This window comes from Plantibacter sp. MCCC 1A11337 (genome assembly GCF_013349365.1).
In the GTDB taxonomy this organism is placed as follows: domain Bacteria; phylum Actinomycetota; class Actinomycetes; order Actinomycetales; family Microbacteriaceae; genus Plantibacter; species Plantibacter flavus_A.
Window position 1 is genome coordinate 633,335 of sequence record NZ_JABJWX010000002.1, and the last position, 20,930, is coordinate 654,264.

Annotated in this window: 26 protein-coding genes; 12 read left to right on the forward strand and 14 right to left on the reverse strand. The window is 69.4% G+C overall.

The features are described 5' to 3' along the window. The first annotated feature begins 5 nt into the window (after positions 1-5). The 4 genes from HOW07_RS10300 to HOW07_RS10310 all read left to right on the forward strand — a co-directional run bounded on the left by HOW07_RS10300 (position 6) and on the right by HOW07_RS10310 (position 1,953). Complete coding sequence (locus tag HOW07_RS10300) at positions 6-338, forward strand: NIPSNAP family protein (protein ID WP_175116862.1); 333 nt, start codon at positions 6-8, stop codon at positions 336-338. Beyond that, positions 335-508 carry a GNAT family N-acetyltransferase gene (locus HOW07_RS19430; protein ID WP_254628274.1) on the forward strand — a complete coding sequence of 58 codons (174 nt, stop codon included), beginning with the start codon at positions 335-337 and terminating at the stop codon, positions 506-508. Before HOW07_RS10300 ends, HOW07_RS19430 begins: the two co-directional genes overlap by 4 nt. 88 nt (positions 509-596) lie before the next feature. Then, positions 597-905, forward strand: a complete 309-nt coding sequence (locus tag HOW07_RS19435) for a GNAT family N-acetyltransferase (RefSeq protein WP_371743644.1) — start codon at positions 597-599, stop codon at positions 903-905. Between the two features lie 91 nt (positions 906-996). Next, positions 997-1,953, forward strand: a complete 957-nt coding sequence (locus tag HOW07_RS10310; RefSeq protein WP_175116863.1) for a hypothetical protein — start codon at positions 997-999, stop codon at positions 1,951-1,953. 33 nt (positions 1,954-1,986) lie between these two features. Here HOW07_RS10310 and HOW07_RS19440 read toward each other — a convergent pair whose 3' ends face one another. Further along, entirely contained in the window at positions 1,987-3,069 is a 1,083-nt protein-coding gene (locus tag HOW07_RS19440; protein ID WP_175116864.1) for a histidine kinase, read from the reverse strand. After that, positions 3,066-3,722: a response regulator transcription factor gene (locus HOW07_RS10320; RefSeq protein WP_121289286.1), complete on the reverse strand. Its 657-nt coding sequence runs from the start codon at positions 3,720-3,722 to the stop codon at positions 3,066-3,068. The genes HOW07_RS19440 and HOW07_RS10320 overlap by 4 nt, the downstream gene beginning before the upstream one ends. Before the next feature lie 227 nt (positions 3,723-3,949). On the opposite strand from HOW07_RS10320, the gene HOW07_RS10325 reads away from it, so the two are divergent. From HOW07_RS10325 to HOW07_RS10335, 3 genes are read left to right on the forward strand one after another with little or no spacing between them, the layout of a single operon-like run. Further along, positions 3,950-4,102, forward strand: a complete 153-nt coding sequence (locus tag HOW07_RS10325) for a hypothetical protein (protein ID WP_175116865.1) — start codon at positions 3,950-3,952, stop codon at positions 4,100-4,102. Further along, a complete protein-coding gene (rffA, locus tag HOW07_RS10330; RefSeq protein ID WP_175116866.1) occupies positions 4,102-5,316 on the forward strand; it encodes a dTDP-4-amino-4,6-dideoxygalactose transaminase in 1,215 nt (404 codons plus the stop codon). Before HOW07_RS10325 ends, rffA begins: the two co-directional genes overlap by 1 nt. Then, the gene (locus HOW07_RS10335) at positions 5,307-6,539 is read left to right on the forward strand and encodes a glycosyltransferase family 1 protein (RefSeq protein ID WP_175116867.1); all 1,233 of its coding nucleotides are present in this window, start codon (positions 5,307-5,309) and stop codon (positions 6,537-6,539) included. The genes rffA and HOW07_RS10335 overlap by 10 nt, the downstream gene beginning before the upstream one ends. Positions 6,540-6,554: 15 nt before the next feature. On the opposite strand, the gene HOW07_RS10340 is transcribed toward HOW07_RS10335, so the two are convergent. From HOW07_RS10340 to HOW07_RS10355, 4 genes are all read right to left on the reverse strand, one after another. After that, positions 6,555-7,061 (reverse strand): hypothetical protein, encoded by a 507-nt coding sequence (locus HOW07_RS10340; RefSeq protein ID WP_064295964.1) that lies wholly within the window; start codon positions 7,059-7,061, stop codon positions 6,555-6,557. 127 nt (positions 7,062-7,188) lie between these two features. Beyond that, positions 7,189-8,517 (reverse strand): MFS transporter, encoded by a 1,329-nt coding sequence (locus tag HOW07_RS10345; RefSeq protein WP_175116868.1) that lies wholly within the window; start codon positions 8,515-8,517, stop codon positions 7,189-7,191. Beyond that, positions 8,517-9,533 carry an alpha/beta hydrolase gene (locus HOW07_RS10350; RefSeq protein WP_175116869.1) on the reverse strand — a complete coding sequence of 339 codons (1,017 nt, stop codon included), beginning with the start codon at positions 9,531-9,533 and terminating at the stop codon, positions 8,517-8,519. The genes HOW07_RS10345 and HOW07_RS10350 overlap by 1 nt, the downstream gene beginning before the upstream one ends. Next, complete coding sequence (locus HOW07_RS10355; protein WP_175116870.1) at positions 9,530-10,579, reverse strand: alpha/beta hydrolase; 1,050 nt, start codon at positions 10,577-10,579, stop codon at positions 9,530-9,532. The genes HOW07_RS10350 and HOW07_RS10355 overlap by 4 nt, the downstream gene beginning before the upstream one ends. A 110-nt stretch (positions 10,580-10,689) precedes the next feature. Here HOW07_RS10355 and HOW07_RS10360 point away from each other — a divergent pair, with 110 nt between their 5' ends. The 3 genes from HOW07_RS10360 to HOW07_RS10370 all read left to right on the forward strand — a co-directional run bounded on the left by HOW07_RS10360 (position 10,690) and on the right by HOW07_RS10370 (position 14,288). Further along, a complete protein-coding gene (locus HOW07_RS10360) occupies positions 10,690-11,697 on the forward strand; it encodes a LacI family DNA-binding transcriptional regulator (RefSeq protein ID WP_175116871.1) in 1,008 nt (335 codons plus the stop codon). Between the two features lie 78 nt (positions 11,698-11,775). After that, positions 11,776-14,097: a carbon starvation CstA family protein gene (locus HOW07_RS10365; protein ID WP_175116872.1), complete on the forward strand. Its 2,322-nt coding sequence runs from the start codon at positions 11,776-11,778 to the stop codon at positions 14,095-14,097. Continuing rightward, the gene (locus HOW07_RS10370; protein WP_175116873.1) at positions 14,097-14,288 is read left to right on the forward strand and encodes a YbdD/YjiX family protein; all 192 of its coding nucleotides are present in this window, start codon (positions 14,097-14,099) and stop codon (positions 14,286-14,288) included. The genes HOW07_RS10365 and HOW07_RS10370 overlap by 1 nt, the downstream gene beginning before the upstream one ends. A gap of 23 nt (positions 14,289-14,311) precedes the next feature. On the opposite strand, the gene HOW07_RS10375 is transcribed toward HOW07_RS10370, so the two are convergent. Genes HOW07_RS10375 through HOW07_RS10385 form a run of 3 tightly spaced genes read right to left on the reverse strand, consistent with a single transcriptional unit; the run spans position 14,312 to position 15,283 of the window. Beyond that, entirely contained in the window at positions 14,312-14,827 is a 516-nt protein-coding gene (locus HOW07_RS10375; protein ID WP_175116874.1) for a hypothetical protein, read from the reverse strand. Between the two features lie 10 nt (positions 14,828-14,837). After that, a complete protein-coding gene (locus tag HOW07_RS10380) occupies positions 14,838-15,134 on the reverse strand; it encodes a hypothetical protein (protein ID WP_121289295.1) in 297 nt (98 codons plus the stop codon). Then, positions 15,131-15,283 carry a hypothetical protein gene (locus HOW07_RS10385; protein WP_175116875.1) on the reverse strand — a complete coding sequence of 51 codons (153 nt, stop codon included), beginning with the start codon at positions 15,281-15,283 and terminating at the stop codon, positions 15,131-15,133. Before HOW07_RS10385 ends, HOW07_RS10380 begins: the two co-directional genes overlap by 4 nt. A 187-nt stretch (positions 15,284-15,470) precedes the next feature. On the opposite strand from HOW07_RS10385, the gene HOW07_RS10390 reads away from it, so the two are divergent. Together HOW07_RS10390 and soxR are read left to right on the forward strand one after the other, a co-directional pair. Continuing rightward, positions 15,471-16,742 (forward strand): HNH endonuclease signature motif containing protein, encoded by a 1,272-nt coding sequence (locus tag HOW07_RS10390; protein WP_175116876.1) that lies wholly within the window; start codon positions 15,471-15,473, stop codon positions 16,740-16,742. Positions 16,743-17,082: 340 nt separating this feature from the next. Then, positions 17,083-17,550, forward strand: a complete 468-nt coding sequence (gene soxR / locus HOW07_RS10395) for a redox-sensitive transcriptional activator SoxR (RefSeq protein WP_371743663.1) — start codon at positions 17,083-17,085, stop codon at positions 17,548-17,550. Between the two features lie 18 nt (positions 17,551-17,568). Here soxR and HOW07_RS10400 read toward each other — a convergent pair whose 3' ends face one another. The 5 genes from HOW07_RS10400 to HOW07_RS10420 all read right to left on the reverse strand — a co-directional run bounded on the left by HOW07_RS10400 (position 17,569) and on the right by HOW07_RS10420 (position 20,887). Further along, positions 17,569-17,958 carry an MmcQ/YjbR family DNA-binding protein gene (locus HOW07_RS10400; protein ID WP_175116877.1) on the reverse strand — a complete coding sequence of 130 codons (390 nt, stop codon included), beginning with the start codon at positions 17,956-17,958 and terminating at the stop codon, positions 17,569-17,571. A 29-nt stretch (positions 17,959-17,987) separates the two neighbouring features. Then, complete coding sequence (locus HOW07_RS10405) at positions 17,988-18,494, reverse strand: hypothetical protein (protein ID WP_217485247.1); 507 nt, start codon at positions 18,492-18,494, stop codon at positions 17,988-17,990. An 80-nt stretch (positions 18,495-18,574) separates the two neighbouring features. Then, positions 18,575-19,360 (reverse strand): MBL fold metallo-hydrolase, encoded by a 786-nt coding sequence (locus tag HOW07_RS10410; RefSeq protein WP_175116878.1) that lies wholly within the window; start codon positions 19,358-19,360, stop codon positions 18,575-18,577. Between the two features lie 58 nt (positions 19,361-19,418). Then, on the reverse strand, positions 19,419-20,069 hold the full coding sequence (locus HOW07_RS10415) for a TetR/AcrR family transcriptional regulator (RefSeq protein ID WP_175116879.1): 651 nt from the start codon (positions 20,067-20,069) through the stop codon (positions 19,419-19,421). A gap of 128 nt (positions 20,070-20,197) precedes the next feature. Next, positions 20,198-20,887: an SOS response-associated peptidase gene (locus tag HOW07_RS10420; protein ID WP_175116880.1), complete on the reverse strand. Its 690-nt coding sequence runs from the start codon at positions 20,885-20,887 to the stop codon at positions 20,198-20,200. Positions 20,888-20,930 lie beyond the last annotated feature (43 nt).

Below are 20,930 nucleotides of genomic sequence, written 5' to 3' on the forward strand. Positions count from 1 at the left end.
GACCCATGATCACCATCCACCTCCGCTACCAGATCGACCCCGAGCAGCTCGACACCTTCACCGAGTACGGGCGGCGCTGGATCCGCCTCGTGAACCGGCTCGGTGGCGACCACCACGGCTACTTCCTCCCCGCGGAGGGCGACAACGACGAGGCGTTCGCGCTGTTCAGCTTCCCGTCGCTCGCCGCGTACGAGCAGTACCGCATCGCCGCGACGACGGATCCGGAGTGCATCGAGGCCTACGAGCTCGTGCGGGGCACCGGCTGCATCGTGCGCTTCGAGCGTCGTTTCCAGACGCCGCTCTTCGGCGAGGACGAGGACGTGGAGGTGGAGGCATGACCGTTCCGACGGTCGACACCGCGAAGCTCGCGGAGGTCGACACCCTCGTGACGCCGAGGCTCCGGCTGGTACCCCTCGGCCCAGCGCACCTCGAACCGACCCTGAGCGGCCTGGCCGACCCGGAGACGCTGCGTCTCACAGGCACGCGCGGCCGATCCCGCGCGATCTGATCGAGCGGCATCTCGCGACCATCGGCAGGTAGGACGACCGGGCCGACTGGGCGGTCACCGCGATCGATTCGGGGAGTACCTCGGTGAGGTGGTCCTCAACGAACTCGACGAGGACAACGCGTCGATGAACTTCAGGATCGCGCTGGCCCCCGGGTGGACCGGACAGGGCTTCGGGACGGAGGCCACGACGGCGGTCCTCGACCACACCTTCTTCGTGCTTGGCCTGCACCGGATCGCCCTGGACGTCTACTCGTTCAATCCGAGGGCCGAGCGGTCCTACGTCAAAGCCGGGTTCGTCGAAGGGCGTCGGCGTCACACGCTCCACTGGGACGGCGCATGGGTCGACTCGATCCTGATGTCGGTGCTCTCCACCGACGACCGCCCGAGCAACCCATGATTATCGAGGCGCAGCGCGACCTGAGCGGCCCCCTCCTGAAAGGTCCGTTCGGAGCAAGCTAAATGTCGGAGGTAGCTGACAACATTGCGCAATGGACAGCAATCCGAGCCGGATGGAACATCGGCTGATCTACGCGACACACAACGCGGACCACGTGGAACTAAACCCGGCCCAGCGCATGGCTGTGCAGCACCTGCGCGAGCAGCTGGGACGTCTTCTGAGGAGAAGGGATGCATTCGCATCCTTGATTCGATCGACGAGCGAAGCTCCCATGGGTCTAAGTAAACAACCCAATGCTGAGCAACAGGACTCGGCCTACGAGTTGACCCAAGGCTTCTTCGAACAATATTACGCCGCCCTGTCTGCTCTTGCATCGGTGCACGGAAGAATTCGGCTATACCTTTCGCACAAGGAAGCGCCCATAAACTCGAACGACAAGTTTCTGGATTGGTGGGAGGTCGTTGGTCAAAATACAAGGCTGGACGACCGTATGGACGCGCTGCGGGCTGCCCGCGACTTTCGGTCCATCTTCATGCATCCGCAGATGTGGTCAATTTTTGATTGGGCAACGGTCAGTTCTCGAGACGAAATTCGCGTCGTGCTGCACGGTGCCGAGAGTTCGAATAGAAACGTTCCGCAAGGTGCATCTCGTGTGGGCTCCTCCGCGAACTGGGAGTTCGTCGCACCAGACATGGACGAGGTGCTCGAAGGGTTCGAGCTGCTGTGTCAGGCAACCTTTCTGCCCATCTTCACCTGGTATCCGGAGGCAGAGAGTGCTTCGCCTTGTGTATGGGAACCAGACGGAGTGGGTTCAAGCATCGGCGACGGTGCTGCGAGGGTCATCCGGAATGCGCTTGTTGCTGACGGCGTCGCCTCTGGGGCTTCGGCAAGATTGGCGCTGCGTCTCATTGAGGATCTGGACAAATACATCGGCTCGATGGCCGAAATCCGGAAGCGAGCTGGTGCGACACCCGTTGCATCCGCCTACCCCTCCGGCATACCGGCGGCGCGTCCGTCGTTGTCTCCGCGGCCTCCATTCGCGGACTGAGGGCGCCGATCTGAGCAATGGCTCGAGCTGCCGCTAGTAGGGCGCGCGGAACGTCAGGGTGAACCGGGTCGGCGCGTCCTCGGTGAGGAGGGACCCGTTCAGGAGTTCGGCGCGTTCGCTCAAGCCGACGAGGCCGTGGCCCGCGGACGACCACGAGCTGTCCGACGCGCGTGCGGGGCGGGCGTTCCAGATGACCACGGTGACCTCGTCGGCGGAGGCTTCCGCGCGCACGTCGACCGCGGCGCCCGGCGCATGCTTGCGCGCGTTCGTCAGCCCCTCCTGCACCGTCCGGTAGATCGCACGCTGCAAGGGTGCGGGGAGGCCGTCCGGCAACTCGATGGCGGAGGTGACGGCGATGCCGCTCTCCGCGATCAACCGGGCGAGGTCGTCGACCGTCGGTTGCGGGGCCAGCGGCGCGTGTCCGGTCTCCGCGCGCAGCAGTGTCACCATGTCCCGCAGCTCGTCGAGCGTGCGCGACGCGAGCGAACGGATCGTCACCGCCATCCGCTTCGTCCCGGGTTCCTCGGTCTGCACCTGGATCGCGCCGGCCTGGACGGCGATCAGACTGACCTGGTGGGAGACGACGTCGTGCATCTCCCGGGCGATGCGCGTGCGCTCCTCGACGAGGACATCGGAGGCGATGCGCGCCCGCTCGCTGCGTCGGACCTGTTCGAGGTCGCGGATGCGGTCGAACAGCTCGCGGCGGGTGCGCACGAGCAGGCCGAAGGCGATCGGTGCCGCAGCGTAGAGCGCGGCGTACACCATGGAGAGGATCGTGTAGTTGGGCGACGTCCACCCCCACCACGGCACCGCGGCGAGGACGAAGACCACGGCGCCCGTCGTGACGAGCCGCCAGCGTCGCCGTTCCCGCACCGCGACGGAGAAGAGCGATGCCAAGCCGGCGAGGGTGGCGAGGTTGAGGGTGAAGGCCGGCACAGCCAGGAGGAGCGACAGCCACGGCCAGCGTCGCCGGAAGACCAGGCCGACGGCAGCGACGATCGCCAGGCCGGATTCCCAGGGCGTCGCCCACTCGAGCGTCGTCAGGCTCTCGAGGGCCGCCGCCGCGATGAGGGCGAGTTCCAGGAGGACCGACCAGAGCCGGGAGCGCGGCTTCACCGCGGGGCCGCCTCGTCGCCGCGGACCCCGGCACGCTCGGCGATGATGGCGGCTTCGAGTCGGGTCGTCACCTCGAGTTTGCCGAGGATCGCACTCACGTGGTCCTTCACGGTCGCGCGGCTGAGGTGCAGTGCCTCGCCGATCTCAGAGTTGGACGCACCGGTCCGGAGCGCCGCGAGCACGTCCTGTTCGCGGCCCGTCAGCCCGGACAGTCGCTTCGCCGCCTCGCGGTCGGCGGCGCGGGCGAATCCGCCGACGAGCGTCCGGGACACCTGCGGGGACAGCACGATGCCGCCCGCGGAGAGGGATCGGAGCAGCATGGGGAGCTGCTCCGGGTCCGTGTCCTTCACGAGGAACCCCGCGGCGCCACTGCGGAGGGCGCGTGCGATGTAGTCGTCGGAGTCGAAGGTGGTCAGGATCGCGACGACGGGCGGGTCGTCCCAGGTCTGCAGTTCGTCGAGGATGTCGAGCCCGTTGCGCCCTGGCATGCGGACGTCCAGGAGCACGACGTCGGGACGGCTCGAGCGGATCGCCTCCACAGCGTCGACCCCGTCGACCGAGGCGACGACCTCGATGTCCTCGACGGCACCCAGGATGAGTTCGAATCCGGACCGTACCAACGCCTCGTCGTCGACGATGGCCACTCCGATCACGGTGTCCTCCTCAGCTCGACTCTCACCCTACGAGTCCGGGGAACCGGGCGGCGACGGTGGGGAGGCTGAACCCGCCAGGTGGCGGGGGTGGAATAGCCCGCAGCAGGATGTGGACCGCGCCCGCCGAGGCGGAGACTGAATCGCTTGGTCCCGTGGAGCGGTACCTGGCGCGTCCGGCATCGACGATGTCGGACGGACGATGGGGGAGTTCGCATGGGGGACGTCACGTGAGGTCACGACAGGGGAGCGGCGCGCGCCGCCGGACCGGCGTCGACGATGCTCCGACCGTCGGCATCGGGATCCTCGCGACCGTCGGCGTCATCCTGTTGGTGGTCCTGGCCGGCGCGTTCGTCACGGCACTGGCCCTCGGTGGCCGTTGATGGTCGAGGTCTCCCTCGCGCAGCGGGTCCCGCTGTCGAAGCCCTTCCGCGCGGCCGGTGAGCTCGAACAGCTCGAACACGTCCTCGCCGGAGACCACGTCCACGGCGACGGAGTGTTCACCGCGTCGGCCTCCGAGCGTCTCCGGCACGTCACGGGCGCGCCGCACGTGCTCCTGACCACCTCGGGGACCCACGCGCTCGAGATGATGACCCGTCTGATCGGCGTCGGTCCCGGCGACGAGGTCATCCTGCCGACCTTCACCTTCCCGTCGGCGGCGAACGCGGTGGTCCTCGCCGGTGCGACGCCCGTCTTCGTCGACAGCCACCCGCTGACGGGCAACCTTGATCCCCAGCACGTCGCCGACGCCATCGGACCACGCACGCGGGCGATCTCCGTCATGCACTACGGCGGCGTCCCCGTGGACGTGCCGGCGTTCCAGCGGCTCACGGCCGAGCACGGGCTGCACCTGCTCGAGGACAACGCGCACGGCCTCGGGGTCGCGGGCGACGGTGTCCGCCTCGGCACGGTCGGAGCGATGGCGGCCCAGAGCTTCCACGACACGAAGAACGTGCACTGCGGCGAGGGCGGTGCCCTGCTCATCTCCGACGAGACCGCCCTGCTGCACGCGGAGATCATGCGCGAGAAAGGGACCGATCGCGCACAGTTCCTCCGCGGGCAGGTCGACAAGTACAGCTGGGCGGACCTCGGATCGAGCTACCTGCCGAGCGAGCTCAACGCCGCCGTCCTCGACGCGCAGCTCCGCGAGTTCGACGTCATCCAGGGGCATCGGCACCGCATCTGGGACCGCTACGCGGCCGAACTCGCCGAGTGGGCGCACGATCGCGGCGCGACACTCATGGACCCACCCGGTGGCGTGCACGCCGCGCACCTGTTCTTCCTCCTGCTCCCGGATGCGCAGGTGCAGCAGGAGCTCCTGCTGCACCTCCAGGCGCACGGTGTCGGTGCCGCCTTCCACTACGTGCCGCTGCACTCGAGCGCTGCCGGTCGGCGCTACGGCAGAGTGGTCACCGAGCCGCAGCACGCGGTCCGGTTCGCCGAGCGTCTCGTCCGGCTCCCGTTGTGGCCCGCCATGACGGACGACGAGGTGGACCGGGTCATCACGGCGGTCCGCGCGTTCGGACCGGTGACACCAGCAGCACCCGCCGCACCTGCGGTGACGGCATCGACGGGACGGGACTCCAGATGGGCATGATCGGGCAGGGGCTCCGTGCCATCCGTGGCGAAGGCGTCAGGTCGACGCTCTGGCGCGCCGTGCACTTCGCCGACGGACGGTTCAATCCGATGCGGCGCAAGCCGACGGACCTGTACCCGAGCGACGCCATCGCCGCGGACTGGACGGTGCCGCGGAACTTCAACGCCGCCGAGTTCCCGAAGCGCCCGTACGACGTGGCGTGGTTGATCTCACCGCCGAGCCGGACCTCGGGCGGCCATCAGAACGCCTTCCGGTTCATGGAGTTCCTCGAGCGCGCCGGGCATCGGCTCACGATCTACCTGTACCAGGCCTCGGCTCAGCCCGCGGTCGACATCCCCGGGATCCGGGCGATGATGGCCGCGAGCAGCGCGTACCCGGAGCTGCAGGCCGACATCGTCCGGTACGACCCCTCGACCGGGATCGCGCCGGGCGTGGACGTCGTCGTCTCCTCCGACTGGCAGACGGCCTACCCCGCCTTCCGCTACGAGGGTCCGGCCAAGCGGTTCTCCTTCGTGCAGGACTTCGAACCGTGGTTCTACCCGGCCAGCAGCGAGTACGTCCTCGCGGAGAACACCTACCGGTTCGGGTTCCACGGCTTCTCCGCAGGGCCGTGGCTCGCGCAGAAGGTCGCGGACGAGTACGGGATGAGCTGCGACCACTTCGACTACTCGGTCGACAAGCAGCACTACTCGCACGTGAACGACGCGCCCCGCACCGAGATCCTGTTCTACGCCCGCCCGCCGACACCTCGACGCGGCTGGGAGATCGGCGAGCTCGCCCTGACCGAGTTCCACCGACTGCGCCCCGACATCACGATCAACCTCGTCGGCTGGGACATGTCGGGGTACGAGACCGGCTTCCCGTTCGTCAACCGGTCGGCGATGGACATCTCGGAGCTCAACGCGGTCTACAACCGGTGTGCTGCGGGCCTCGTCCTCTCGCTGACCGACATGTCGTTGCTGCCGCTCGAGATCATGTCCTCCGGGGTCGTGCCCGTCGTCAACGACAGCCCGAACACGACCGGGGTCCTCGACAGCCGGCACATCGAGTACGTCCCGCTGTCGCCCGCGGCCATCGCGCGTCGCCTCGTCGACATCATCGAGCGGCCCGACGCGGTCGAGCACGCCAAACGCATCTCGGCGTCGATCACCGCCGCGGACTGGTCCGACCCGGGCACACAGTTCGTGGCGCAGTTCGAGCGCGCGATGCGTACGTCGATCTGACGAGTTTCCGCCGCGTCAGCCCGCCCGCACCTGTCGGCCACGCGAGTCGATGTCGGGCACCGTGGCGGTGGTCGCCGCTTCGCGCGAGCCGAGGACGGTGAGCGCATGCTCGACCGCCTCACGCACGCTCAAGCCGGTCGCCGTGAGGGTGTTCAGCTGCGCGAGGGCCTCGGGATCCACGATGACGACCGAGACGGGCGATTCGGGCCCCGCCTCGCCCACGGCGGACCCGGCGCGAGCCCGACGGGTGGCGAGCCCGCGAGCGATCCACGCCCGGTTCCGCTCGACGTCGATCTTCAACAACCGTTTGTTGTTCCGGACCCGTTCGGCGACGAGTCTGCCCTCGTGGATGTCGGAGTACACCTGCCAGCGCGGGTAGAGGAGCCGGGTCGCGAGGTCGGTCGGTCGCAGGGGGACCGGGAGGTCGTCGATGAAGTCCTGCAGCACGGCGTCCGCGAGCGCGGCGCGGAGCGGTCGCCGCTGCAGCACGTCATCGGGCGAGGTGGGGAACGGCAGGGTCATGGGGATCCGGTGGTCAAGGGTCGGGTGTGATCCAGTGTCGCTCCGGGTCCTGGGTCCGAGATGGATCCCGCCTGGAAACCACCCCGGAACCAACCCCTGCAAGCCGTTGACCATGCAGGTGCCGGTCTCATCGCACGGACCTGATCGGCAGCACGGCGAGTCCGCCCAGGACGGCGAACACGATCGCCGCGAGATACAGCGCGTGGTAGTTCTCCCCGCCACCGAGCGCGAGTAGGGGGACGGCGACGATCGGTACGAGCAGCTGCGGGAGTTGATACGAGAGGGAGACGATGCCGAGGTCCTTGCCGGCCTCGTCGAACGACGGCAACACCTCCGTCATGAGGGCGATGTCCACGGACACGTAGGCTCCCTGCGCCGCTCCGACGATGAAGATGCCGACGAGGAACACGGTGACGTCGGGGGAGACGATCGCGACCCCGAGCCCGACGGCGCTCAGCAGGCTGGAGACGAGCACGATCGGTTTCCGTCGCCCGGTCCGGTCGGAGATCCAGCCGAACAGCACCGTCATGACGATGTTCCCGACCGTGAAGATGATGAGCGCGTTCGCCTGGACCCCCGATGCCTGCTCCTTCGGGATGCCCAACTGGTCGATGATGAAGAACAACAGGTAGATCGACACCGAGACGATCGACATCGTCACGAGCAGCCGGCAGGCCCAAGCCCAGAAGAAGTCGCGGTAGCGCACGGGGTTCAGCCAGTACGTGGACAAGACGTCGGCGAGGCGCAGCGGCGGCGCGGGTACCGTCCGCACGATGTCCCGGAGCCCGAACACGAGCGCGGTGCTCAGGACGCCGCCGATCAGGCCCGGGACGACGAACCAGGTCCACCGCGCGTCATTCGGGAGGGCGGCGACGATCTGCGCACCGACGATCAGGGCGAGCCCGCCCGAGACGCTGGCGGCGGCCGCGACACGCGCTCGGATCCGCGCCGGGATCTGATCGGCGAGCAGCGCGTGCACCGCCATGTTCGTCGCACCGAAGCCGAGCTGCACGATGCTCCAGCCCAGGATCGTCACCGCGAGGCTGTCACCCGTCGCCAGGATCGCGACCCCACCGAGCGCCACGATCGCGCCGCCGAGCATCCACGGTCGCCGCATCCCGAAGCGCGAACGTGAACGGTCGGACAGCCGGCCGAACAGCGGCGTGATGATCATGATGACGATGCCACCGACCGCCGCGACGATCGAGAGGTTCGTCCCCTTCGTCGCGTCGTCGAGGAAGGCGAGGGCCTTCGGGATCGACGCACCGCTGATGGTGCCGAGCGCCAGCGTGACCCCGAACCAGGCCAGGACGAACAGCGGCAGGAAGCCGCGTGCCTGCGGTGACCCGGGGACGGCGTCCGGATCGACCGCCGCGACGGGGACGGCGTCACCGATCCGAGGCTCCGGCTCGGCGGGTTCTGTGGACGGACCGGTGGGTGGGGTGTGAGCTGACATCATCGTCTCCTCGGCTGGATCGGCTCTGGCGTGAGCGGGTTCGTCCCGTAGGCCTCACGGAGCGCGGAGGCCTGGACCGCCTGCCACTCCCTCGCCCCCTCCATGACGGCCGTGAGACCACCAGACGCATGGACGTGGCCGCGCCCGATCCACGTCATCGTCGGAACCCCCGCCTCCATGAGTCGGCGTCCGTACGCCAGACCTGCGTCGCGGAGCGGGTCGTGCTCGGCGACCTGGATCAGTGTGGGCGGCAGGCCCGAGAGGTCGTCGGCCTCGAGCGGGGAGGCGTAGGCGTCCACCGCCCGCGGACTGCCGAGATAGAGCGGCACGAGTGCCTCCGCGTCGTCCAGTCCGAACCCGCGCGCATACCGTGTGGCGGAGTCGCCCGATGGGGTCAGCGACACCGCGGGGACCTCGAGCGCCTGATGGACGAGCGGGAGATCACTCGAGTCACGCAGGTGGAGGACGGCGCTCGCCGCGATCCCGCCGCCCGCCGAGTTGCCAGCGATGCCCAGGCGGCCTGGGTCGACGTCGAAACGGCTCGGGCCCGCTTCGGTCGTCAGGACCCGAAGGGCGTGGACGGTGTCGTCGACGGCGGCCGGATAGGGGTGCTCGGGTGCGAGCCGGTACCCGAGCGCGACGACCTGGATCCCGGCGGCGAGCGCCCGGGCGGCGAGGAGCCGGTCGTTCAGGAGCTCGTGGACGGTGCCCGACGTGAAGCCGCCGCCGTGCAGCGCGAGCTGGGTCGGCGCCGGAGACGGGAGTCCTTCCGGGCGGTATCGGCGGAGCTCGAGCGGCCCGGCCGGTCCGTCGATCCAGCTCGTGGTGATCTCGACCGACGGCGGCGCGGGTTCGGTGAACTCCTCCGCCAGGAGGTCGGAGAGCCGCCGCGCCGCCTGCCGACGGAGGACCAGGTCCGAGGAGCGGAGTGCCGGTAGCTGCTCCGCGTGCTGCTCGATCCGCCCAGCCCAAGCGAGGACGCCCGGATCCAGCCGCAGCTCCTCCACGGACGTCACCGCGAGGCCTCCGCCGGCTCGCGGAGCGGCGCACCGTAGCTCGCCGGCTCCTCGTGCAGCGTCCGCAGGGTCGTGATGACGTCGCGATGCAGGTGGTCTGCCGCGGGGACGTGACCGGTCAGCCCGCCGGAGGTATGCGTCTGCCCGATGTACCGGACGCAGCTCACCGGCACGGCGGCCTCGCTCAGCACGCGGGCGTAGGCCTCGCCGTCTCCGCGGAGCGGGTCCATCTCCGCCGTGTAGATGACGGCCGGCGGCAGATCCCGGTGGTCGGTCGCGAGGAGCGGCGATGCGTACGGTTCGCGCTGCGTCGCCCGGTCCGGCCCCAGGTACTGGAGCACGAGCTGGCGCGCGAGGCGACGCAGGATGGCACCCGGGACCTGCGTGATCCCCCGGGCGTCGAGGTGTCCGCGGGTCAGGTCGAGTGACGGCGCCTCGAGCAGCTGCAGCCGGATCGGTCGCTTGGCGCGGTCGCGGTTCATGAGGGTCACGGCGGCGGCGAGGTTCCCGCCCGATGATGCACCGCCGATCGCGAGTCGGTCGGGGTCGCCGCCGAGTGAACGTGCGTGCTCGGCCGCCCACTCGAACACGGACCAGCACTGCTCCGGCTGCGCGGGGTACCGGACCTCCGGGGCCAACGAGTACTCGCCGGCGACGATGATGACACCGGCCTCCCTGGCGCGGCGACGGAACCCGGCATCCCAACCGATCCAGTCGATCCCGGCGATCGTGAAGCCACCGCCGAAGAAGTACACGAGGACGGGCCGACCACCGGACGCATCGTCGGCGAGGGCGGGGAGTCGCTGCTGGTCGGGCCAGTAGACGCGGAGCCGTGCGTCAGGGTGGCCGGGCACGTGGACGGTGTGGTCCTCGGTCGCCGCCACGAGGGTCTCGGTGCCGAGCGCCTCGGAGGACACCCGGTCGAAGGCGGCCGCGTGTGCACGCCGGCCGACGGGATCCTTCGGCTCGGGCGTCTGCTGCAGTGATGCCAGACGCTCGGTGACCGCCGTGACGAACGCGTCGACGGTGGGCTTGCTCCGAGCCATGGTGTTCCTCCGATCCCGGCATCGATGCCGTGTCCGGTTCGAGTATCCGCTATCGAAGAACTTCGATCAAAGAACTTTTTGCGCGCTAGGATCGACGGAGGAGGTGCGCCATGGACGAGCGACCGCAGAAGGCCACGATCTACGCGGTGGCCAAGCGTGCCGGCGTGAGCATCTCCACCGTCTCCCTGGCCATCAACCACCCGCAACGGGTGAACGAAGCGACGCGACGATCGGTCATCGCCGCGGCGACGGAGCTCGGCTACCGAGGTGGCGCCGCCGCGAGCGGCGCTCAGCGGATCGCCGTCGCGGCGCCGTTCTCGAGTTACGCCTCCTACTACCGGCGCCTGTCGGGGCTCATGGAGCGCGCCGCGACGGACTCCGTCGAGATCGTCGTGCACGACCTCCCCTCGGCGGCGGGGAGCGACAGTCCCGTCCTCGACGCGCTTCCCATGCGTGCGGGGATCGACGGCATCATCGTGATGGGCGTGCCGCTGTCACCGGCCGCGTTGGAGTCGAAGGCGCTCCCCGGCCCGCCCGTCGTCCTCGTCGACGTCCCGGACGGCGCGCAGCGGCGGCTCGGGCTGCCCTCGGTCCTGATCGACGACGAGCAGGGTGGTGAACTCATCGCTCGACATCTCGCGGAGCTCGGTCACGAACGCGTGGTGTTCCTCCACGAACCGCAACGCTCCGAGGAGTACGTGTCGGCCGGCATGCTGCGGGCGCGCGGCCTGGGTCACCTGCTCTCCGTCTCCGAGGCCGTGGCCGACGTCGCCGCGACGGACCTCGTCGAAGCCGTCGGTGCCGCGCTCGAGCGGGCGTTCCGGGCCGACCCGGAAGCGACCGCCGTGGTCGCCAACCACGACGAGCTGGCCGCCGCCGCGCATCGGGCGTTCCGCGTCACCGGCGCGCACCTGCCCGAGGGGCGCTCGCTCGTCGGCTACGACGACGGACCGCTGGCGTCGGCACTCGACCTCACGACCGTCCGCCAGCCGTTCGAGGAGTCCGGGTACGCGGCGCTCGATCTCCTGCTCGGTCGGCTCTCGGGTGAGCACGCCCGCGTCTCATCGGTCCAGCTCGCACCCGACCTGGTCGTCCGAGGCACCACCTTCCGCGCCTGACCCCGACCCCGCGAGCGCCCGCCGCCGCGACGCTGTTAGCCTCGACGCACGAACACCACCGTTGAGGGAGGAATCGTCATGGGCAACGACGCCGGACGACAGGACCGAGCACGCGCAGGATCGAAGCGGGACGGAACGCTGCAGCCCGCGGGTGGCGGGGGGCCCGAACCCGTCCTGGTCCAGGATCCGGAGCTGCCGCCCACGGCGGTCGACGAGGCCGACCTCGCCCCGAGATGGACCCCGGCGAAGGTGATCCTGTGGGTCGCCATCGCCCTCCTCGGCGGTCTCGCCTGGACGATGCTCGCCCTCGTCCGTGGTGAGACGGTCAACGCGATCTGGTTCGTCTTCGCGGCGGTCTGCACCTACCTCATCGCCTACCGCTTCTACTCGAAGCTCATCGAACGCAAGTTGCTGCGGCCCGACGACCGACGAGCGACCCCGGCCGAGTACCTCGCCAACGGCAAGGACTTCGTCCCCACCGACCGCCGGGTGCTCTACGGCCACCATTTCGCGGCGATCGCCGGTGCCGGTCCCCTCGTCGGCCCGGTGCTCGCGGCACAGATGGGCTACCTGCCCGGCACCATCTGGATCATCATCGGCGTGATCCTGGCGGGTGCCGTGCAGGACTACCTCGTCCTCTTCTTCTCGATGCGCCGTGGCGGACGTTCCCTCGGCCAGATGGCGCGCGACGAGCTCGGCGTGATCGGCGGGACGGCGGCGATCATCGCGACGCTCGCGATCATGGTCATCATCGTCGCGATCCTCGCCCTCGTCGTCGTCAACGCGCTCGGCGAGAGCCCGTGGGGTGTCTTCAGCGTCTCCATGACGATCCCGATCGCACTCTTCATGGGCGTGTACCTGCGGTTCATCCGGCCGGGAAAGATCACCGAGATCTCGATCATCGGCTTCGTCCTGCTCATGTTCGCGATCGTCGCCGGCGGCTGGGTCGCCGAGACCGAGTGGGGCGCCGCGGCGTTCACCCTCGATCGCACGGTCATCGCCGTCGGGATCATCGTCTACGGCTTCGTCGCCGCGATCCTGCCGGTGTGGCTGCTCCTGGCGCCACGTGACTACCTCTCCACGTTCATGAAGATCGGCACGATCGTCATGCTCGCGGGAGCGATCGTCCTCGTCCGCCCGGAGATCACGGTCCCGGCGTTCAGCGAGTTCGCCGGTGGCGACGCCGGACCGGTCGTGAGCGGCTCGCTGTTCCCGTTCCTCTTCGTTACGATCGCGTGCGGTGCCCTCTCCGGCTTCCACGCGCTCATCGCCTCGGGCACCACGCCGAAGCTGATCGAGAAGGAGCGCCAGACCCGCTTCATCGGATACGGCGGCATGCTCATGGAGTCGTTCGTCGCGATCATGGCCCTCGTCGCGGCCCTGTCGATCGACCGCGGCATCTACTTCGCGATGAACTCCTCCGCGGCGGCGACGGGCGGGACCGTCGAGGGGGCGGTCGCGTTCGTGAACTCGCTCGGCCTCGCCGGGGTGAACCTCACGCCCGACGTGCTCACGCAGACCGCGGCGAACGTGGGGGAGGAGTCGATCGTCTCCCGGACCGGCGGTGCGCCGACGCTCGCCCTCGGCCTCGCGCACATCATGCAGCAACTCATCGGCGGCACGTCGCTCATGTCGTTCTGGTACCACTTCGCGATCATGTTCGAGGCGCTGTTCATCCTCACCGCCGTCGACGCCGGGACGCGCGTGGCGCGCTTCATGCTGCAGGACACCTTCGGCAACATCATCCCGAAGTTCCGCGACCCGGACTGGCGGGTCGGAGCGTGGATCTGCACCGCGGTGATGGTGGCGGCGTGGGGAGCGATCCTCATCATGGGCGTCACCGATCCGCTCGGCGGCATCAACACCCTCTTCCCGCTGTTCGGCATCGCGAACCAGCTGCTCGCCGCCATCGCGCTCGCCGTCTGCATGGCGATCGTGGCGAAACGAGGGAACTTCCGCTGGCTGTGGATCGTCGCCGTCCCGCTGGCCTTCACCGCCGTGGTCACCATCACCGCGTCGATGCTCAAGATCTTCTCGCCGGTTCCGGCCGTCGGCTACTGGGCGCAGAACGCGGCGTTCCGTGAGGCGCTCGCGGCGGGCGAGGACAGCTTCGGCAATGCACCGACGCGGGCGGCGATGGAGGCGGTCGTGCGGAACACCACTGTGCAGGGAGTGCTCTCGATCCTGTTCGTGACCCTCGCGATCATCGTCATCTTCTTCGCGATCCTTCACACGGCGCGGTCGTTCCGATCGGGTGGCGGGCCGAGTTCGGAGGATCCGGCGCTGCCGTCGCGCCGGTACGCGCCGTCCGGGCTCCTCGCCACGAAGTCGGAGAAGGCGCTGGAGCGGGAGTGGTCGACCGTGCACGCCGACAAGCGACCCGCGCGGTCGGGGCACTGATGGCCGGCATACGACGGGGCTGGGCCGCGGTGCGGTGGTTCGTCACCTCGCTCATGGGTGACACCGCCTACGCCACCTACGTGGATCACCAGCGTCGCGTCCACCCGGGCGCGGCCGTCCCGGACGAGCGGACGTTCTGGCGGGAGCGATTCGCGGAGCAGGACCGGACGCCCGGCTCACGGTGTTGCTGACGAACGGCTGCTGTCGATGCGATTCAGGCCCGTGAGCGTTGCTTCCAGCCGGTGAGCCGCTGGAAGCGCCGGCCGTCGATCGGGACGGTGCGGTCGATCATCGAGAGCGTGGCCCGGTGGGTCCCGCCGACGACCCGGGTGGCCTGCTCGGTGGCGGCCGCGACGCGTTTGGCGACCATACCGACCGTGCTGGCTTCACCCTTGAACCCCCACACCGTCGTCGTGTGGAGGACGGAGCCGTGCTCGGTCGGCCGGACGGCGACGGGCACCGCGCACCGGGCGAACGGCCGGCGCACGCCGAGCAGCGAGAGGAGCGGCACGACCTCCAGGGCGAACCCGCTCCAGTTCGAGGCGGCGTCGTCGCCGATGACGGCGTAGCGGATGGTCCAGGGGTCGGCGGTGAACTCCTCTGGAGCCACGGCGAAGCCGTCCGCCTGCAGCGTCGACAGCATGGCCGTCAGGGTGTCGCTCGGTGGAAGCGGTGAGACGACCTCATGGAAGCGCACCATCGATCCCACGGAGAATGCGTGGCCGCTCACGCCGGTGTCCCTACTGGTCCACCGCGTGGACGGAGAGCACGATCTGCTCCTCCGGAACGAGCGCCTCGAGGGCCTTGCGGGCGCTCGGATAGTCGCGACCCTCGGCCTCGATGGTGCGGGTGGCGGTCGGACGGAAGACCGCGGTGCCGACGAGGTCGCCGTTCACCCGGCCACCGCCGTGCAGTCCGGCGAGGGCGTGCCCGGGAGGGGTGGAGGCGATGACAGCGGCACGCAGAGCGGCGACGTCGGGTGCGGAGGCTTCGGTGGTGATGGTCGCGCGGTCGCGGACGGTGGCGATGAGCTTCACCCCTCCAGCCTACGGAACGTCGTGAATCCGCCGCACCCCCTCCGGTCCCTGAGCGCCCTCCTCCGGTTCCTGAGCCTGTCGAAGGGCACACGGAAAACCCCCACGAATCCGGCATCCTTCCTCCGGTCCCTGAGCTTGTCGAAGGGCACACGGAGAGCCTCACGAATCCTGCACCCTTCCTCCGGTCCCTGAGCCTGTCGAAGGGCACACGGGCGACCTCGCGAATCCTGCGCCCTTCCTCCGGTCCCTGAGCCTGTCGAAGGGCACACGAGGACACTTCCACAACCGGTGCGACTCGGCATCTGGAATGTCAGTGGTCCATGATGGACTTGTTCCATGACCGAGACCACCCTTTCCGCGATCCGCGTCGGCGACGAGTACGCCGCGCAGCTCGCGGAGTTCTCGGAGCAGTACGCGGAGATCCAGCGGCGTCGCGCCAAACTGGACGCCGAGGAGGTCCGGCTCCTCGCCCGCTCTGCCGCCTACGCCGCCGCCTTCGCCGACGCCACGGTTCCGGCGATCTTCCCGCCGGCGGAACGTCAGGCCCTCTCCCGTCGTTCGACCTGTGCGGCGCTCGCGATGGCGACCCGCACCCCTGAGCGGACCGTGCAGCGGGCGACGAACGACGCCGAGCGGCTCGTCAACGACGCACCGGCCGTGCTCGCCTCCCTTGAAGCGGGCCGCATCTCGGCCAGGCACGCGCAGACGATCATCGACCAACTCAGTGACGTCCCGGTAGCCGGGCGGGCGGTGTTCCTCGCCGAGGTCCTGCCGGTCGCAGAGGAGTCCACGAACGCGAACCTCCGCAGGCGCGCCCGCGTCCTGCGCGAGCGTCTGCACCCCGAGTCGATCACCGCCCGAGCGATCCGCTCCGAGGCCGACCGCCGGGTCGAGTTCGAACCCGCAGCGGACGGGATGGCGTGGGTGCATCTGTTCACCACGGCCCCGATCGCCCAGGGCGTCATCGAGCGGGTTGAGGCCGCGGCGGCTGAGTCGCGCGCCGCCGGCGACACCCGCACCTGCGGACAACTGCAGGCCGACGCACTCGCTGCGCTTGCCTTGACCGGCGTCACGCCCGAGGACGTGATGTCGAGCCCGGTGCTCCCGCACCCGATCGAGGTCCAGGAACACATCAAACCAACCGTGCAGATCACCGTCCCGGCACTGAGCATGGCCGGTGTCTCAGACGCCCCGGCCACCCTCGATGGCTACGGGCCCATCGACCCCAAGACCGCCGCACGCATCGCGGTGAACGCACCGAGCTTCACCCGGATCCTGGTCCAGCCGGAAACGGGATCCGTGCTGTCCGTCGGGCGGAACCAGTACCGGGTGCCGGCCGACCTCCAACGCGCGGTGCGCCTCCGGGACGGCACCTGTAGGGCACCGGGCTGCGGCAGGCGAGCCAGAGCGTGCGACCTCGATCATTCGGTCGCGTGGGAGGACGGCGGCACGACGGATGTCGGCAATCTCGCCTGCTTGTGTCGACATCACCATCGCATGAAGCACCTCCCGGGGTGGAACCTCGACCACGGACCCGGCGGAGTGCTCGAGTGGACGACACCCGACGGCAGACACCACCGGACGGAACCGGACCCCGCACCGTTCTGAACCCGCCGGCGAAGGGTTCCTCGTGGGCACTTCGACAAGCTCAGTGACCGGAGGAGGTGTGCCCGGATCCGTTTCGGTCCCTGAGCCTGTCGAAGGGTTGCTCGTGGGTACTTCGACAAGCTCAGTGACCGGGAGATGGCTGTCCGCATCGCTTCGGTTCCCGAGCCGTGCTGCACATCGACAGGCTCAGTGACCGGGAGAGGTGTGCGCGACCCGTTTCGGTCCCTGAGCCTGTCGAAGGGCGGTCGGGTCGCACGCTCAGTGGGCGAGAAGGTGTGCCCGGACATCCGCGGCTCCTGTAGCGTCGAGACGAGCTGTACCTCAAGGTCGCTTGAGGTCGATTCGAGGAAGCTGGTGGAACGCGGTGCACAGCCCCGAGGAGTTGCTCAGTGTCGGCGAGATGAGTCGTCGCACCGGCGTCGCGGTGTCGGCGCTGCACTACTACGAGCGGCTCGGCCTCATCGGTTCCGAACGGACCACCGGCAACCAGCGGCGCTACCCCCGGCACATGCTGCGCCGCGTCGCGCTCATCTCGGTCGCGAAGCGCCTCGGTATCCCGCTCGAAGACGTGGCGGAGGCGTTCGCCGACGTGCCACTCTCCAGCACCCCGAGTCACGAGGACTGGCAGCGCGCGTCTCGCCGCTGGCAGAAGGTCCTCGAACAGCGTCGGCGCGGGATCGAGCAACTCGAACGCGAGCTCACCGGCTGCATCGGCTGCGGCTGCCTGTCGATGAAGGCGTGCACGCTCCTCAACCCCGACGACGAACTCGGCGACACCGGCACCGGCGCCAGGCGAATCCCGGTCTGAGTGCTGCCGGCCCGGTGCTCAGCGTTCGCGGCGTTGCCCGAACGTGTTGGGATCGACCGGCCGCAGCCGCTTCGGCAGCCCCTCGACGACGAGCAGGTACGGCTCCGTGACGAGGTCGTCGACGAACGCCGGTTCGAGCTCACCGTCCGGCTTGAGCGAGATCCAGTGTCGTTTGTTCATGTGGTAGCCGGGGATGATGTCGGGGAAGGCCTGGCGCAGGCTGCGGCTGTCCTCGGGCCTCGCCTTCAGAGTGACGATGGGTTCGCCCGTCGCCCCCGTCTGCAGCATGAAGACCTTACCGCGCACCTTGTAGACGTCCCACTCCTCGCCGAACGGGTGCGTCAGCTCCGCACCGGGGAGTTCGTCGGCGCGGCGAGCCGCCCGGTCCTGCAGCTCCGAGCCGTGCATCGTGATCCTCCTCGGTGTCGGTATCGGCGTCAGCCCTGGCCGGTTGCCGGACGGAGCCTGGCGAGGTTCGGGAGCGGAGACCAGGCGCCCAGGCGTGGATAGTCGATCGTCACGCCGGCGACGCCCAACTCACCGAAGGAGAGCACCCAGTCGATCGCGCCCGGCATCGGGACCGCCAGCAGCGACACCGTGGCATCGGACGGGACCAGGCCGTTCGCGTAGGCGGCCTCCTGCGCCCGCGTCCCGCTGCTGTAGATGCAGAGCAGGTTGCCGGGCTCCGCGGCGATCGCATAGGGCCGCGGGTCGTCCTCCGGACCACGGTTGATGAAGACCCACCGGTCGAGTGCGGCGACCGCCCGCCAGAGCCGGATCTGCGCGTCGATGTCGTCCGGCGCCGCCCGGCAGGCCTCGTTCAGTGCGTCGAGCTCGGCCAGTACCTCGGGAGCGGGTTCGAGGGTGCGGCCCTGGTTCGGCTGCCCCGGGGCGTCGGTCTGCTCATCGTTCGGGCTGCCGTCGCGGCGGAACGGGTTCTTCATGGTCACTTCCTCGTGGCTCGGGATCCGGGTTCGGGGACGCGACCAACGCTATCGCAGGGGTCCGACGGGAAGCCGGAGGTTCAGAACGCACTCCCGAAGGCGAGGGCTTCCGCCGCCGCCTGCGCGGGCGAGCCGAAGAACGCCGGGCCGTGTCCGGGCAACACGACGGAGGCCGGAAGTCCGGCCAGCGTGGTCAACGACTGGCGGGCGCGCTGCAGGTCGCCGTGGAACATCTCGGGAAGTAACTGCGGGCCGTCGTGAGGGCTGGTGGGGTGGGCGGTGACGAGCGCGTCGCCCGCGACGAGGACACCGTGCTCGACGAGGAGGAATCCGAGGTGCCCGCGCGTGTGGCCGGGGAGGGGGAGCGGGCGGACCGCGACCCCGAGGATCGCCCGGAGCTCGGGCACGTCCTCGATCGCGGTGACCGACGCCGGCGGCACGACCTCGAGTCCGCCGGCTTCGACGGCGTGGCTGATCCAGTCGGCGACCCCGGGACGCTCGAGGTGGGGTTGGACGTCGGCGAGCCCGACCTGCTCGAGCACCTCCCGGCGGACGTTGGGGATCTCGTCGCGAGACGCGAGGATGTCACACTCCGCCAACCCGGCGATGAACGTCGCGTTGCCGATGTGGTCGCTGTGTCCGTGGGTGAGCAGGATCGCCCGCACGTCCTCGACCGCGTAGCCGAGCGCGCCGAGGGTCGCGGTGACGGCTGCACCGTCCCCGGGGTAGCCGGTGTCGATGAGGACCGGCCCGAGGTCGCCCTCGACGATGATCCAGTTGACGGACGGGCCCTGCACGAGGTGCACGCGATCCGCGACCGTGGTGCTGCGGGTGGTGCCGTTCGGCACGGCGTCGATCTGGGACATGGGCGTCCTTCCGATTGCGGAGACGGGGTTCGGGGGAGGGGTCGGTGCCCGGGGGAGGTCAGTGCTCAGCTGGCCCGGCGACGAGCTCATGAGCGGCCGCCGCGGCGGTCGTCGTGGCTGCGGCGCCGGCGGGATCGACGGTCGCGAGGATCGGCCGGATCAGGGTGATCAGTCGCTCACTGAGATCGGCCGCATCGTCGTCGCCCACCGTCGTGGTGACGAGTCCGAAGCAGGCGTCGAGCAGGACGTCTGCGACGCCGTCGAGGTCGGGGAGGTCGAGATCGTGCGCTGCGGCCTCCATGCGGAGGTTCGTACGCGTGTAGGCCCGCCAGTCGAACACCGTGTAGACCGGATCGTCCATCCGCGGCAGTTCGTGCAGGAGCCGGATGGCGCCCATCGCGATGGGGGACCGCTGCGCTTCCTGCGCGGAGGCGAGGATCATCGTCACCCAACGGAGCGCGCCGTAGGGCACGCCGATCCGTGCGTCCGCCGCCTGCCACCGTTCGTCCTGCTCCGCGACCACCGCGTGCGCGAGGCTCCGCTTCGACGGGAAGAGGTGGTATCCGATGACCGACTTCGGCTTGCCCATGACGGACGCGATGCCGGAGAACGACGTCCCGGCGTAGCCGTTCCGGCCGAACTCGAGTCCGGCGGCGTCGATGATCTCGTCGCGGACCTGGTTCATCGCGTACTGGCGCAGACCGCTCACGAGCGCTCCTTCGAGGTGGAGGGCCCGGGCTCGGGCCGCTAGACGATCGTCTGAGTCAGACGCTCGTCTAGCTTAGACGATCGTCTGTGACGAAGCTGAGGAACTCGACGACCGCCCGCGCCGACCACTCAGCCCGGGAGCGGCTCGATGAGGTGCGGGCCCGTGTTACGGACGTTGTTCACGTCGCGTGTGACCTCGTAGTGGGTGAGATCGTGGGCGACCGCGAAGGACTCCCGGTCGAGTAGCTGCAACAGCTGGTCGGTGTCGAGGTGGTCGCCGAGCCAGTCGTCGTAGCCGTCGGGGGTGAGGCAGGCCGGCATCCGGTCGTGGACCTCGCCCGGTGAGACGTGCGCGTCCCGCGTGATGATCGCCATCGACAACCGCCACTTGTCGCGGTCGTCCTCCGCCTTGGCCGGGTCGGGCCAGGCGCTGATGATGCCCGCCATCGCGAGCTCGGCGTCGGGGTCGTGGATGAAGTGGGGCTGCTTGCCGGTCTCGGTGACCACCCACTCGTAGTAACCGGTCGCCGGGACGATGCACCGTGCCGATTCGAAGGCCTTGCGGAACATCGAGGCGGTCGCGACCGTCTCCATCCGCGCGTTGATGGGTTGCGGGCGCTGCTTCGCGAAGTCCTTGGCCCAGCCGGGGACGAAACCCCAACGGGCGCTGGTCGCGGTCCGCTCCTCGTGCCGGGTGCGGACCACCGTCACCTCGGTGGTGGGCGCGACGTTGTAGTCGGGCGCGGGCGCTTCGAACTCGGCCACGAGGTCCGCGAGCAGGGTGGACGTGGAATCGGTGACGACGAAGCGACCGCACATGGGCTCAGCTTAGGAGCGGGGAACCGTGAGGTCGAGGCCTGGA